We start from the raw sequence: 14,169 nt of genomic DNA, 5'->3' as shown, positions 1-14,169 counted from the left end.
ACACGGATGGTCTCCAGGTGCCTGTATAATAACGATAAACGGGGAGCAACAACGTGTACAAAATTCTCATCGCTGACGATCATCCGCTGTTTCGAGAAGCAATCACCAATGTGATTGAAAGCGGTTTTCCCGACACCCGGACGCTCGAGACAGAAGATCTCGAAACGGCCTTGTCTCTGGCCCAAGAGCACGACGACCTTGACCTGGTATTACTGGACCTGAACATGCCCGGCATGCACGGTCTCAATGGTTTGATTTCTCTGCGTAATGAGGCACCGACCGTACCGGTGGTAATTGTTTCGGCCGAAGATGACAAACAAGTCGTGCTACAGGCAATCACCTGCGGCGCGGTCGGATTTATTTCCAAATCCTCACCACGTGCGCAAATGACCGAGGCGCTGCAACAAATACTGGATGGCAATGTCTATTTGCCTTCAGACATTATTCGCCAAGGCAACCAGGAAAACAGTCGCCGCAACCGTCGCAGCAACGACCACCCGCAAATCGCACCCGAACTGCTCTCGTCCCTGACCCGTCGCCAACTACTGGTTTTGGAGCGCATGGCCAAGGGAGAATCCAACAAGCAGATCGCCTATAATCTGCATATTGCCGAAACAACCGTCAAAGCACATGTTTCGGCCATCCTGCGCAAACTGGGTGTACACAACCGCGTGCAGGCTATCCTGTCCGCCAGCGATATCGACTTCACTCAATACCTGCGTCGCTGATAACCCTGCAAGGCCGGTCAATTCCGGCCTTGCAGCAGGTGTGCCAGGGTCGCCTTCAGTTTTAACGGCCTGATGGGCTTATTCATCAGCAAATACCCCTGCTCCCTGACTTCCTGCTTCAGCTCATTGCTGTAGTTGGCCGTAATCATCAACACCGGCGGCGCATCCGTGCGTTGTTGCAGCACATCGCGCACCAGATCCATGCCCGTTGCACCATTATCCAGATGATAATCCGCAATCAGCAGGTCCAGCGAGTCACTGCCAATGGTACGCCGCTGCTGCAAATCCTCAAGCCCGAAGGCCGTCACCACCTCGCAACCCCAACCTCCCAACAAGGTTTCCATACCTGAACAAATGGCTGCGTCATTATCGACCATCCAGATTTTCGCGCCCTGTAGCTGGTTATCGATACCAGGCTCTCTGAACTGAGGGGTAAAGGATTGCGGATTCAGGCGTCCGGTCGGCAACTCAACCGAGAATACCGAGCCAACCCCCTCGCAAGAGCGAACCCGCACTGGATGCTCAAGCATCCGACTGATTTTATCAACGATAGCCAGCCCCAAACCCAGCCCTTTGTCTTGCTGATGACTGGCGTTGGGAATGCGACGAAATTCCTGAAAAATTTCGGTCAGCTTGTCTGCCGGGATACCGGCCCCCGTATCACGTACTTCGATCAACAGCTTGTCGCCTCGACGACGGCACCCCAGCAGAATATCCCCTCCTGAAGGCGTATAACGTAAGGCGTTAGTCAGAAAATTACGCAGAATACGCGCCAGTAAGGTCGCATCACTGACCACAACTGCATCACTGCCCCGAAAGCGAAACTTGAGCCCTTCGGAGGCCGCCAGTTGGGTATACTCGGCAGCCAACGTATCCAACAATTCGTTAAGTCTGAACGGCCCTATATCAGGCTTGATAACCCCGGCATCCAGCTTTGAAATGTCCACCAATGTGCCCAGCAGCATTTCAACATCCTGCAAAGAATTACTGACAGAGCCGATCAAGGACCCTATACGTTCAGGCATCGGCTGTTCCTGCAGGGCACCCGTAAACAGACGCGCTGCATTCAAGGGCTGCAGTAGATCGTGACTGACCGCCGCAAGAAACTTGGTCTTGGACAGGTTCGCCTGTTCCGCGTCCTGCTTGGCTTCCAGGAGACGTACTTCAATCTCGCGCCGATCCTCTATTTCCTGCCGCAACTGCTGATTGACCTCGGTCAGCTCCGACGTCCGCTCACGCACTCTTTGTTCGAGGTTCTGATAGGCCTGCTCCAGCGCCATGGCCGTGCGCTTGCGCTCGGTAATATCACGAATCAGCACGAAAAAGCCGACCGCCCTTCCCCCCGAGTCCAGATTAGGTACATACGACTTGAGCATGTGGCGGGTCTCCCCCGCCGCATTGTACTCATCGATCTCGAAGGTCGTGTTCTCGCCACTGAGCGCCCGCTGAATATAAGGCTCCAGCTGCCCATGCAACCAAATACCGTGCACCTGCCGAATACTTTGACCAATAAGGCTACCACGCGGCCAACCATACCAGTCATCGTAGACCTGGTTGGTGAACTGAAAACACCCATCGTCGCCGACATATGCAATCAGTGCCGGTACATGGTCAGTAATCAACCGCAGCCAATGCTCATTGGTTCTCAGGGTTTCAGCATACTGATGCCGATCGGTAATGTCCGTATAGGTATTTACAAAACCGCCCGAAGGCATGGGATGAGTTCGAATTTCAAGCACCCGACCGTCAGCAAGGCGCTGCTCCAATTCATGCAGTCGCTTGCCGGACCGATCCTTCACTTCGGGCGTCAGCAGTGTCACCTCGGATGTCTCCATCAGCTGAGCAAAAGGCACGCCATCCGTGATCATCTGCACAGCCGTCAACTCGAGAAAGCGATCATTCCAGACTTCCAGACAACCTTCCGCGTTAACCAGTGCTATCCCTTGCGACAGATTATCGACCGTACTTTGCAACAGCCGGCTTTTCTGCGCCAGAGCCTGCTCGCGCTGGGCCGCTTCACTGGCCTTCAAATCGGTAATATCGGTGTAGAGGATAACCAGCCCCCCTTCACCGGTATGACGCTCGCTGACCTGCACCCAACGCCCGTCCGACAGGCGATAGACCGTTGCTTCATCCCCTTGCCCAACGTGTTCTTCAAGAATGACGCCACGCTCCGTTGCCAGCCGATTCACATCCTGAATGGTGGCACCATGCTCAATTTCAGTCCCTGTACCTTCCCAGTATTCTCGAAACCGGCTATTAAACAGTAAAATGCGGCGCTGCTCGTCAAACAGCACAAACGCGTCCGAAATACTCTCGATGGCGTCAATCAGACGCTGATGTGCAGTTGCGGCTTCATGGTTTGCCTGCTTGAGTGCATAGTTGCTGCGCTTAAGTTCAGCCAGCGCCGTATTAAGTGCTTCCGTACGCTCCCGCACCTGTTCGGCCAATACAACCGAGTGCTCAAATGCAGCGTAAGGTGCCGTACGCACGGTACTGCTGGACTCGACCCGCTCGATGAGCGCATCCTTCATCCGCGTCAGCTTGTCGTTTTCCTGCTCAAGCTCGGCGATACGTGCCAGCAGCTGATCACGCGAAGCTTCAGACACCATGGGCGGCCCTGCCGATTACGACCCCTGTAAAGGTCTGATTGAGATGCATGCCATCAAACTGTTCACCATAGGTATTAAAGCCAACCACATTGTGTTCAACCAGAAAATCGGAGGTTTCACGCGTACGCCCCGTATATTCGGCTTCCAGCCGACGCAGGAAGCAGTCACATCCAATGGTGATCAAGGGCTCTCCCAGTGTCTGCTCAATGCTTTCAAAACGCCTGGCAAGATTGGGCAGCATCGCATCCGGCTGCATCGCCGTCAGAACAATCCCGTTTTCGACTGCACAGTAAAACGTCAGGCTCAGGTCGGCATTGACCTTCTGGATCGAACGCACGTAATAATCCTGACCGATGCGAACGGCCATGGGGTTGAGCGCAAAAACACGATAATCCAGCTTGTCGGGTGCCACTCCCAATTGACGTGCGTATTCCAGCGCGGCCGGTTCGGCATTCAGTTCATACACTGTACGCGTGCTCGGGTCTGCTCGCGTTACTACCAGTTTTTGCTCCAGGCTACGCATATGGTGGGTGGTAAACACTTCAAAATCCAGAGGCGTATTAATCATGATGACCACTGCCGCGCGCGTCCGAAACTGGCCCTGGTAGTACACATGAGTCCCGGTCAGGTGGATATCGTCACCGGCCGAACCGCCGAAGTGTGGAATACTGCCCAACACCGAGTCCAGTGTCAGCAGCACCAGCTCTTCCTGGCTGGACAAGCCATCCAGCAGGGTTAAGGCAAAGGTATGCCCCTTGATGGGTGCCACACGTTGCTCTCGACAGCCGACAAGCAACCTGTCGACCAGCAATTGAGCCTCCGTCAGAGAAAAACTGTCCAGCGCTTCAACCAGCCCCACTTCAATCGAGAAGAGGTTGCGATCGAACCCGATAGCAGTCACTGTCCCCTGGTCATATCCGCGGGGCGTCAACTCGCCGGCCGTCGTGCATCCTGCCAGGCGTATGTCAGGAAATACGGCTGTCAGGCTGGAAGAAAGCGCTTCCAGATCATACTCCGCAGAGCAGAAAAAGAGTACAAATCCCAAATCGGGGTTGCACAACTGGGCCGCCAGCTCGGTTGCGGCGCACGCGGGGTCGCGCGAAGAAGACATGGCCGAACGAATAGGATCTTTGAACAAGGGCGCGTTCATGTGCAGGTACTCGCACTGAAAATATGGCAATCTGAATTGTAATCGGAGTGGGCCCTTGGAGGTAATTCTACTTCAGTACCTTGTACAGCGCCAAAAATAAATTCCAACTACTTGATATTAAAAGATAATTTAAAAAAATCCGGCTCTATCGGCTCAGCCTCGGGTAAAATTACTACCAAAGCACTAGCTGCATCTACCGAAACCTGCTCATCAGGGGCATCTTTTTGCTTCCAGACATGAAAAAGCCGCGTAACCGGTGAAGGGGTCCAGTTACGCGGCCAGCTGTCACATTAGGGACTTACCAGGTCAGTACGGCCCCAAGTGCAACGGTATCGTTTTCCTCAGTGCCCAGCGTGGTGCCGCTGATTTCGGTTTTGTCATACTCGGCTACCAGCTTCAGGTTGCTGTTAACGGTATAAAACCAGGCCACTGCCGTATTTTCATACGTGAAGTCAGAGCTGTTCTCGCCTTCGTTCTCACCGTAAGACAAGGCAATGCGGTTAGGACCAAAGGTATAGGACCCCTGCACCAGATACCCATCCATTTCGGCACTATCGGATACAATAAAGTTGTCGATGGCGGCCGGGTGAATACCCTCACTCTGGAAACCCGAGGCTGTCAGAGACAGATCACCCAGCTTAACGTTGGCACCATAGGATACCCCGGTCGAATCAATGCTGTTCACCTCTGTGCCATCAGGATCATCGGAGCTTTGGTACAACCCGCCCAGCCAGGCCTTGAAGGCTCCGTTATTGAAATCGGTTGCATAGGTCAGCTCACCCTCAAAGCGAGGTGTATCCTCGGACGAGTCCGAATCGGACTTGCTGGGGTCAAAAATACCGACCGCCAGCTGGAAACCGTTCTTGGTCGGGCTTCTATAGGTAATCTGCGCTTTCGGGAAAGGGTAGGTGTAGCCACTGCCGATGTTGCCGAAAGATACGTTGCCACCATCAATCAGCCCCAAAGCATCTGATGTCTGACCATATCCCAACAGCAATTCGTCTGACATGATGTTGGTACGGTTGAACAGACCAAAGTCCTTACCGATCAACACCTGCCCCCAATCGGCGTCGATGGTGCCGTAAAACTGACGGACATCGATACCGGTATCCGTGCCCAAAGACTCGCCACGCCCCTGGGCATTGGCGCGTACCACATCCGAATCATTGATGCTGACCCAAAACGAGGAGCGGGCACCCAGCGTCAGATCACCCGTCTCCTTGCCGAAATTGAAGCCGATCCAGTTGGGCAAAAAGCCCATTTTTACACGCGACTGTTCACGACCGTCGTTATCACTCTGGACATAAAAGGCGTTGATCATACCATCGGTACTGAATGTGGTGCCGTCCTGGTCATACAAGGTAATGCCCGCCTGGGCCTGTGTCGCCATGCCCAGTGCAATCATTGCAGGCAGCAGCTTGGTGGTCAGTTTCTTATTGTTCATGGTTTCCCCCAGATTGAAACGTCAGTCATGACATCGTGATTGCGATGGCTTGATATTCACGTTTGCGGGAGGGCAAACCCATGCTGCAAAGGCATTGTTGAACTGCCACTTTGGCGCCATGAAAGGGGCATTAATACCGGTACTAGGGCAGCGGTCGTACGACCCGACCCCAAAGTATCAGACGCGGCTACAACATAATGCTGCCCGAACGATTTCTCGTAACAGCCGGTATCAATGGAGAATGGAATTGCAGAAAAGTTCAACGCAAAAAGCCCCGCCGAAACGCCGGCAGGGCTTTGAAGAACGGAGGCTAATGGCTGATCAGCTGTCTTTCGGCAATTTGAACGTCCAGACAGAGCCACCCTGGTTCAAATGCTTGACGCGCTTGGCAACTTCCCCGCCCCAAAGCGGTACAGCACCACCCCAGCCGGAGACAACAGATACGTATTGCTCGCCGTCCATTTCCCAGGTAATGGGTGAACCGACAATGCCTGAGCCTGTCTGAAACTTATACAGCATTTCGCCGGACTTGGCATCGAACGCCATCAGATAGCCTTCCGGGTTGCCGGTGAATACCAGGTTCCCCTTGGTAGCCAGAACACCACCCCACAGGGGCGCATAGTTCTCGTAACGCCAAACTTCCTGGCCGCTTTTCGGATCTATCGCACGCAACACCCCGATATAGTCCTCATTCATCGGCCGGATGGTAAAGCCTGCGCCCAGATAAGCCGCGCCTTTTTTATAGGAAATCGGTTCATTCCAGATATCCATCGCCCATTCGTTGGATGGAACATAGAACAGTCCCGTATCCTGACTGAAAGCCATCGGCATCCAGTTTTTCCCGCCCAGGAAAGACGGGGCGGACATGACAGACTCACCTTTGCCACCGTCTTCGGCATCAGCCGGATTGCCTGGACGCCCCCCGTCCTTGAAGATAGGCCGCCCTTTTTCATCCAGTCCTTCCGCCCAAGTGATTTTGTCTACGAACGGGAAGCCGCGAATGAAGTCGCCATTTTCACGGTTCAGTACATAGAAGAAGCCGTTGCGGTCTGCGGTTGCAGCCGCCTTTACAGTCTGGCCGGCCTCTTCGTAATCAAACGAGATCAACTCGTTTACGCCATCAAAGTCCCAACCGTCATGTGGCGTGGTCTGGAAATGCCATACGATTTTCCCGGTATCCGGATCGATCGCCAGACGGGAAGAAGAGAACAGATTATCGCCCGGACGCAAATGAGAGTTCCAGGGTGCCGGGTTACCGGTTCCGAAGAACATCAGGTCGGTTTCAGGATCATAAGTACCGCCCAACCAGGTTGCCGCTCCCCCTGTTTTCCAGAGATCGCCCGGCCAAGTCTGGCCCGGCTGGCCACCTGACAGCCCGTTCTCCACTTTTTTTCCATCCTTCCAGATGTAACCCATATGACCTTCAACGGTCGGTCGCGTCCAGATGATATCACCGGTCTTGGCATCGTAGGCTTCAACCTTGCCAACGACACCAAATTCACCGCCGGAAACACCCGTAATAATGTTTCCCTTCACGATCAAGGGAGCGGCGGTAAGAGAGTACCCTTCCTTGTAATCGGCGACGGTTTTTTTCCAGACGACCTTGCCGGTGTCCTTGTCCAATGCCACCAATTTGGCATCCAGAGTACCGAAGATGACCAGATCGCCATACAAAGCGACCCCGCGGTTGATGACGTCACAGCAGGGCATGATCCCGTCCGGCAAACGGGCATTGTATTCCCACAGTTCTTCACCGGTGCGGACATCAACGGCAAAGACCCGGGAATAAGACCCGGTGACGTACATGACGCCATCCTTCACCATCGGCTGGGATTCTTGTCCACGCTGCTTTTCACCGCCAAACGAAAACGACCAGACCGGGCGCAATTCCTTAACGTTTTCAGTATTCAGAGTGTCCAGCGGGCTATAACGCTGACCACGTGGACCCAAGCCATTCGAGACCACATCATCGGTCGTTATTTGGTCGTCCAGGATATCCTTGTCTGTAATGCCGGCCTGCGCCGCACCGGCACAGGACATGGCGACTACCAGAGCGGTCAAGGCAAAGCCTTTGCTGCGGCCAATCTTCTTCATCTCGGTCCCCTTTCAGGATTTTTTTGTTGTCCGGGAGCTTTCGGGATTTTTTCCCGATCCGTACAGGCATTCTTGAACCTGGCCCCCAATCCAACAATTGAACCGGCGCAGCAGTTTTCTCCTCACTTGGTAGTAATACCTCGCCTTTCGACACGACCGGTACACAAACAGTCGGCATAGGCACACCGACCGCGACGACACGCTCTGGTCAGGCCCCTGCTTCAACGGTTGTCGCCGATACACCTGGCCGCTTGACGATCTGCATCAACAGCGATATCAGAATCAGTCCGACACCACACCAGCCCATACCCATAAAGCGTTCACCGACCACCACAACCGCCAACATCATGGCAACTACCGGTTCAAGCAATGTCAGCAAGGTCGCATGGCTGACATCCACATAACGGAGGCCATAACTGAAACAGAGATAACCCAGGAACATGGGCACTACTGCCATGTAAACTGCAACACCCGCATTAACGGGTGTCACAAACAGATTGCCACCGGTAAACGTCAGTGTTGGCAACAGGACGAGCGACGCCAGGCCAAATACTGCCGCCATGGCCGATTTTGAGTGTACGCCCCGTTCAATCAGTTGCTTCGCGGCCCATGAATACATCGCATAGGTCAAACCCGCAACCAGCCCCAATACGATTCCCAGTTGCTGCCCGATGCTGGAGCTTGACGCACCATCGGTACTCGGTGACTTTCCCAAGGCCAACAGCAGAATGCCCACCGCTCCGACAGTAAAGCTCGCCAACCACTGTGGAGACAGTTTTTTCCGGTTGATCAGACGCTCCAACAGTGCAGCAAACAAAGGTGCGCTGGCCAGAGACACCACCGTTCCTATGGCCACACCCGAGAGTCGCATGGAGGAATAAAATGCCAGAGGGTAGATGGCCACCGCCACCCCGCCCACGAACAGTATGCGTGGATTGGCCAGCAGCAAGGCACTATCCTTGAGCAAGGCTTTCAGTGCATTCAACACCAGCAAAACGCCTCCCATACCCATGGCAAAGGCGCCAATAGCCAGTGCACTGATGTCCGGTGCAAAACTGGCAGCAGTCCCCGTGGTACCCCACAAGAAACAAGCAAAAATAATCGCCAGAATACCGCCTCCGGCTCCTTTCATATCTCGCATCGTGCAGGACTCTCCTCACTGGTATGTTCGGACGTAGTCTACTCGGATACATTGACAAAATTATGCTGAAAGGACGCTCTTGCCTGCTGTTCGGACGGATATCACTGCGTTAACCGACTCGGTGTCAGACCAAAACAGGCCTGGAAACGTCGACTGAAAGCCGACAAATCCGTATAGCCGACCTGCCCGGCAATGAACTGCACGGAATAATCCGTGTGCTGTAACATCGCACGGGCCTTGTCCATGCGCTGGCAGGTTACGTACTGCATCACCGTTTGACCGAGTTGCTCCCGAAACAGTTTCTTGAATTGTGTCTCGCTCAGGCAGGCCACCGCCGCCAGCTCGCGAATGGCCATTTTGTCAGGCAGGTGAAGATCAATATGCAACAGCACCCGTTGAATGCGCGGATCAGCCTGTGGCATCGGTTTCTGTTCAGCCAGCAACAACGCAAACGTGGCAAACATGGAACGCTCGACCTCGGCATTAATCTGATGCTCCAACTGGGCCTCGATAAAGTCGAGATAGCGCACCAGGGGAGCATTAATGGCGAAGGCAATCCGATCGGCACCGACAAGGCCTTCCGGTAACACGTCCATATCCGCAATCACGAAGCGCGCTTCGGTATTGGCGGTAAAGTGATGCAGCTTTCCGCGTGTAATCACAACACATTCGCCCGGTGCCACCTTGCCGGCAAACCCGTCCAGCTCGATATTGATGACCCCGCGCAACGGCAGTACCAGCTGGTGAAAGTCATGCGTATGGCCGCGCCGCCGACGGCTGTAGGAGCGAATGGACAAGTGATTGGACACCGGCAACCCCGAGAATCGAGAAATAGGCAGGCGAAACACGATATGCCAGCAGCCGTTTTTTTACAATCCGAACACAAAAAAGCCCGGACCTGGTCCGGGCAAAGTGCTAGGCAGAGAGGTGGAAACCAGGGATTAGCGGAGCCGCCCGCTCAACTTGGGAACGCGAACTGAGCGCCTTCTCGCACACCGGCCGATGGCCAACGCTGAGTGATGGTTTTGCGTTTGGTGTAGAAACGCACGGCATCCGGTCCATAGGCATGCAGGTCACCGAACAGGGAACGCTTCCAGCCGCCGAAACTGTGGTACGCCACCGGAACCGGCAAGGGCACGTTGATACCCACCATGCCGACCTGGATGTTGTCGGAGAAGTAGCGGGCCGCCTCACCGTCACGGGTGAAAATACAGGTGCCGTTGCCGTATTCATGGTCATCGATCAAAGCCATCGCGTCCTGCATGCTGTCAACACGCACCACCTGCAGCACCGGCCCGAAGATTTCCTCCCGATAGCTGGTCATTTCCGGGGTGACCCTATCGATCAGGGTACCGCCGACAAAGAAACCGCCCTCATGACCGGCCACCTCGGGGTTGCGGCCATCAACCACCAGAGTGGCGCCCTGCTCTACCGCGCTGGTGATATAGTCATTGACCTTGTCCCGGTGCGCACCGGTGATGACCGGACCGAAATCATTACTACTGTCGGTGAAGGCCCCCACCTTCAGGCCCTGCATCGCCACCTGCATTTTTGCAATCAGTGCATCGGCCGCCTGGTCACCCACGGCAACGGCAACGGACAGTGCCATGCAACGCTCGCCGGAGGAACCGAACGCAGCGCCCAGCAACTGATTCACGGCGTTATCCATGTCCGCATCCGGCATGATGATGGCGTGATTTTTGGCGCCTCCCAGTGCCTGGCAGCGCTTGCCATGGGCGTTGGCGGTCGTGTAGATGTACTCGGCAATGGGTGTTGAACCGACAAAGCTCACCGCCTTGATGCGAGCGTCGGTCAGCAGCGTGTCCACCGCCTCCTTGTCACCGTTGACCACATTCAACACACCATCCGGCAGGCCAGCTTCCTGCAGCAGCTGGGCGATGAACAGCACCGAACTGGGATCACGCTCGGACGGCTTGAGAACAAAGCAGTTACCGCACACCAGTGCCATCGGGTACATCCACAGCGGCACCATGGCCGGAAAGTTGAACGGCGTAATGCCGGCCACTACACCCAGCGGCTGAAACTCGCTCCAGGAATCGATATCGGGACCGACGTTCTTGCTGTGTTCGCCCTTCAGCAACTGCGGTGCACCACAGGCGTACTCCACGTTTTCGATGCCGCGCTGAAGTTCACCGGCCGCATCATGGAAAATCTTGCCGTGTTCTTCGCCGATCATGCGACAAATTTCGTCACTGTGCTGTTCCAGCAATTCCTTGAAGCGGAACATGATACGGGCACGCTTCAGTGGCGGCGTGTTACGCCAGGCCGGAAATGCCGCTTCTGCCGCCGCAATCGCCTCTTCTACCGTACTCTTGCCGGCCAGGGCGACCTGACGCGAAACCTCGCCAGTCGCGGGGTTGAATACGTCCTGGGTACGCGCGGCATCGGTGCGCAGGTCGCCGTTGATCAGATGTCCAACCAGTGCTGTCATGGATATGTCCTCGTGTTTCTTATCATTAATGTCGGGTTATCGGCTCAGTTCGTGCAAGGTGTCGCCCAGCGCATTCATCAGGCGATCCATTTCCTCCGGCTCCACCGTGAACGGCAGTCCCAGCTGGATGGTGTCGCCGCCATAGCGGACGTAAAAACCCTTCTGCCACATTTTCATCGCCACCTGGTAAGGACGCAGCGCAGGCTCGCCGGGAGCATGTTCCAGCGTGATGCCACCCGCCAGGCCGTAATTGCGGATATCCTGCACGAACGGAGCCCCTTTCAACGCATGAATGGATTCGGCAAACAGGGGAGCCATCTGTCTCACGCGCGGAATCAATTGGTCGTGTTCCAGAATATCCAGCGAAGCCAGGGCCGCCGCACAGGCCACCGGGTGGGCGGAGTAGGTATAACCGTGTGGCAGTTCCACCATGTACTCCGGCCCGCCCTGTGCCATGAAGCAGTCATAGATGTCGTTCTTGACGATCACCGCCCCCATGGGAATAGCACCATTGGTGAGCTGTTTGGCCACGTTCATGATGTCGGGCGTAACACCAAACTCCTCGGCCCCCGTGTAAGACCCCATGCGGCCAAAACCGGTAATGACTTCATCGAAAATCAGCAGGATCTGGTGCTGGTCGCAAATATCACGCAGCCGCTGCAGGTAGCCCTGGGGAGGCGGAATAACACCGGCAGAGCCGGCCAGGGGCTCCACAATCACCGCAGCGATATTGGAAGCATCATGCAGTGCAATCAGCTCCAGCAGTTCATCGGCCTGATCGGCGCCGCGCTCCGGCATTCCCTGAGTAAAGGCATTTTCAGCCTTCAAGGTGTGCCCCAGGTGGTCAGCATCCACCGCCTGACCATAAAGTGTGCGGTTGGGACCTATGCCGCCGACACTGATGCCGCCGAAGTTCACGCCGTGATAGCCCTTGGCACGTCCGATCAGCTTGGTTTTGGTCGGCAACCCTTTCTTGCGCCAGTAGGCTCGGGCAATTTTCAGGGAGGTATCGGCAGATTCGGAACCGGAACCGGTAAAGAACACATGATCCAGTCCTTCCGGCGTCAGTGCCTTGATGCGATTGGCCAACTCGAACGACAACGGATGTCCGAACTGGAATGCCGGTGCGTAATCCAGTGTGTTCATCTGACGTGCCACCGCCTCGTTGATCTCGGGGCGGTTATGACCGGCACCGCAGGTCCAGAGGCCGGAAAGACCGTCGAAAATTTTGCGACCGTCGCTATCGGTGTAATAGTTGCCTTCGGCGGCCACGATCATGCGCGGATTCTGCTTGAATTCGCGGTTGGCACTGAAGGGCATCCAATGCGCATCGAGAAACGCCGGGGTGTATTGACTCATAAGGCACTCCTGACAGAAGCCGGTTCTGTGTTGTTATTGTGTGTGGGCTGAAACGGGCCTTTTCGTGCTCTCGCCCTCAACCGTGTATAGACTTTGCAACCCGACATCAGTTAAATAAATCTAAATTTCCTAACCTTCAATTAATCTTTTACTTACCTGAGGAGTCGTATGAAAGGGTCAGAGTTCAAGGGCCAACTCAGCGATGTGGACCTGCGCATGCTGCGTATTTTCCGCGCCGTTGTAGAGTCCGGCGGTTTTTCGGCGGCCGAAGTTGAGCTGAATATCAGTCGTGCGGCTATCAGCATCGCCATGGCCGATCTGGAGGTACGGCTGGGGTTCAGGCTGTGCCAGCGTGGTCGTTCCGGGTTTTCGTTAACCGACGAGGGGAAGCAGGTTTACGAATTCACGTTACAACTGCTGTCTTCGCTGGAGGAGTTCAAAACCCGTGTCAATTCACTGCACGCCCACCTCAAGGGCGAGTTGAATATTGGTATTACCGACAACCTGGTGACCATGCCGCGAATGCAGATCACCCACGCCCTGTCACGCCTGAAACAGGTCGGGCCGGAGGTCAAGATCAATATCCGCATGAGTCCACCCAACGAAATAGAACTGGCGGTGCTGGATGGCCGCCTGCATGTGGGCATGGTCCCCCACCATCGCGCACTGGCCGGATTGGATTACCTGCCCCTGTACGACGAGGAGTCCCGCCTGTACTGCAGTAACGATCACCCCTTGTTCGACATGGCCGATACCGATATTGCCTCGCTTGCAGACTGGGATGCGGTCGTGCCCGCCTATGCCCAGAGCGCCGACATCAAACGCCATTATCAGCCCCTGCACGGAGTGGCCACGGCCACTGACCGCGAAGGCGTCGCCTTCCTGATTCTGACCGGTGCCTACATCGGTTTTCTACCGGAACATTTCGCCGCACTCTGGGTGGCCGAAGGACGGATGCGGGCCATTGCACCGAAGGCCCATCATTTCGTCACGCCCTTTGCCGTAATCACCCGTAAGGGCGCCCGTTCCAACCTGGTACTGGATACCTATCTGGAGTCCCTGCGCCAGATTCAGACAGATATCGAAAAAGGTAAGTAAAAAGTTATCTTTAATTAAACAAATATAGATTTAATTAACAATTTACGGGCCGCAGACTGCCTTGACACCTTTGGCAAACGCAACGGTTGCC

The 14,169-nt window shown here is 55.2% G+C and carries 10 protein-coding genes; 2 read left to right on the top strand and 8 right to left on the bottom strand.

Annotated elements, in window-relative coordinates; translation table 11 throughout:
- Positions 1-53 precede the first annotated feature (53 nt).
- Entirely contained in the window at positions 54-728 is a 675-nt protein-coding gene (locus tag H1S06_RS07645; RefSeq protein WP_181738857.1) for a response regulator, read from the top strand.
- A 17-nt stretch (positions 729-745) separates the two neighbouring features.
- Here the strand turns inward: H1S06_RS07645 and H1S06_RS07640 are convergent, their stop codons facing one another.
- The 8 genes from H1S06_RS07640 to H1S06_RS07605 all read right to left on the bottom strand — a co-directional run bounded on the left by H1S06_RS07640 (position 746) and on the right by H1S06_RS07605 (position 12,980).
- Entirely contained in the window at positions 746-3,340 is a 2,595-nt protein-coding gene (locus H1S06_RS07640; protein ID WP_181738855.1) for a hybrid sensor histidine kinase/response regulator, read from the bottom strand.
- A complete protein-coding gene (gene nosP, locus H1S06_RS07635; RefSeq protein ID WP_181738853.1) occupies positions 3,330-4,490 on the bottom strand; it encodes a nitric oxide-sensing protein NosP in 1,161 nt (386 codons plus the stop codon). The genes H1S06_RS07640 and nosP overlap by 11 nt, the downstream gene beginning before the upstream one ends.
- Before the next feature lie 298 nt (positions 4,491-4,788).
- On the bottom strand, positions 4,789-5,934 hold the full coding sequence (locus H1S06_RS07630) for a porin (RefSeq protein WP_181738851.1): 1,146 nt from the start codon (positions 5,932-5,934) through the stop codon (positions 4,789-4,791).
- Between the two features lie 321 nt (positions 5,935-6,255).
- Positions 6,256-8,028: a PQQ-dependent methanol/ethanol family dehydrogenase gene (locus tag H1S06_RS07625; RefSeq protein WP_181738849.1), complete on the bottom strand. Its 1,773-nt coding sequence runs from the start codon at positions 8,026-8,028 to the stop codon at positions 6,256-6,258.
- Between the two features lie 208 nt (positions 8,029-8,236).
- A complete protein-coding gene (locus tag H1S06_RS07620; RefSeq protein ID WP_181738847.1) occupies positions 8,237-9,169 on the bottom strand; it encodes a DMT family transporter in 933 nt (310 codons plus the stop codon).
- A 101-nt stretch (positions 9,170-9,270) separates the two neighbouring features.
- Positions 9,271-9,978: a helix-turn-helix domain-containing protein gene (locus tag H1S06_RS15725; protein ID WP_181738845.1), complete on the bottom strand. Its 708-nt coding sequence runs from the start codon at positions 9,976-9,978 to the stop codon at positions 9,271-9,273.
- 149 nt (positions 9,979-10,127) lie between these two features.
- Positions 10,128-11,621: a CoA-acylating methylmalonate-semialdehyde dehydrogenase gene (locus tag H1S06_RS07610; protein ID WP_181738843.1), complete on the bottom strand. Its 1,494-nt coding sequence runs from the start codon at positions 11,619-11,621 to the stop codon at positions 10,128-10,130.
- A 36-nt stretch (positions 11,622-11,657) separates the two neighbouring features.
- Positions 11,658-12,980, bottom strand: coding sequence for an aspartate aminotransferase family protein (locus H1S06_RS07605; RefSeq protein ID WP_181738841.1), 1,323 nt, complete (start codon positions 12,978-12,980; stop codon positions 11,658-11,660).
- 168 nt (positions 12,981-13,148) lie between these two features.
- On the opposite strand from H1S06_RS07605, the gene H1S06_RS07600 reads away from it, so the two are divergent.
- A complete protein-coding gene (locus H1S06_RS07600) occupies positions 13,149-14,078 on the top strand; it encodes a LysR family transcriptional regulator (RefSeq protein ID WP_181738839.1) in 930 nt (309 codons plus the stop codon).
- Positions 14,079-14,169: the final 91 nt, after the last annotated feature.

The organism is Marinobacterium marinum, from assembly GCF_013868415.1.
Lineage (GTDB): Bacteria > Pseudomonadota > Gammaproteobacteria > Pseudomonadales > Balneatricaceae > Marinobacterium > Marinobacterium marinum.
The sequence above is the reverse complement of the archived record's forward strand: the minus strand, read 5'-3'. Positions and strand labels throughout refer to the sequence as shown.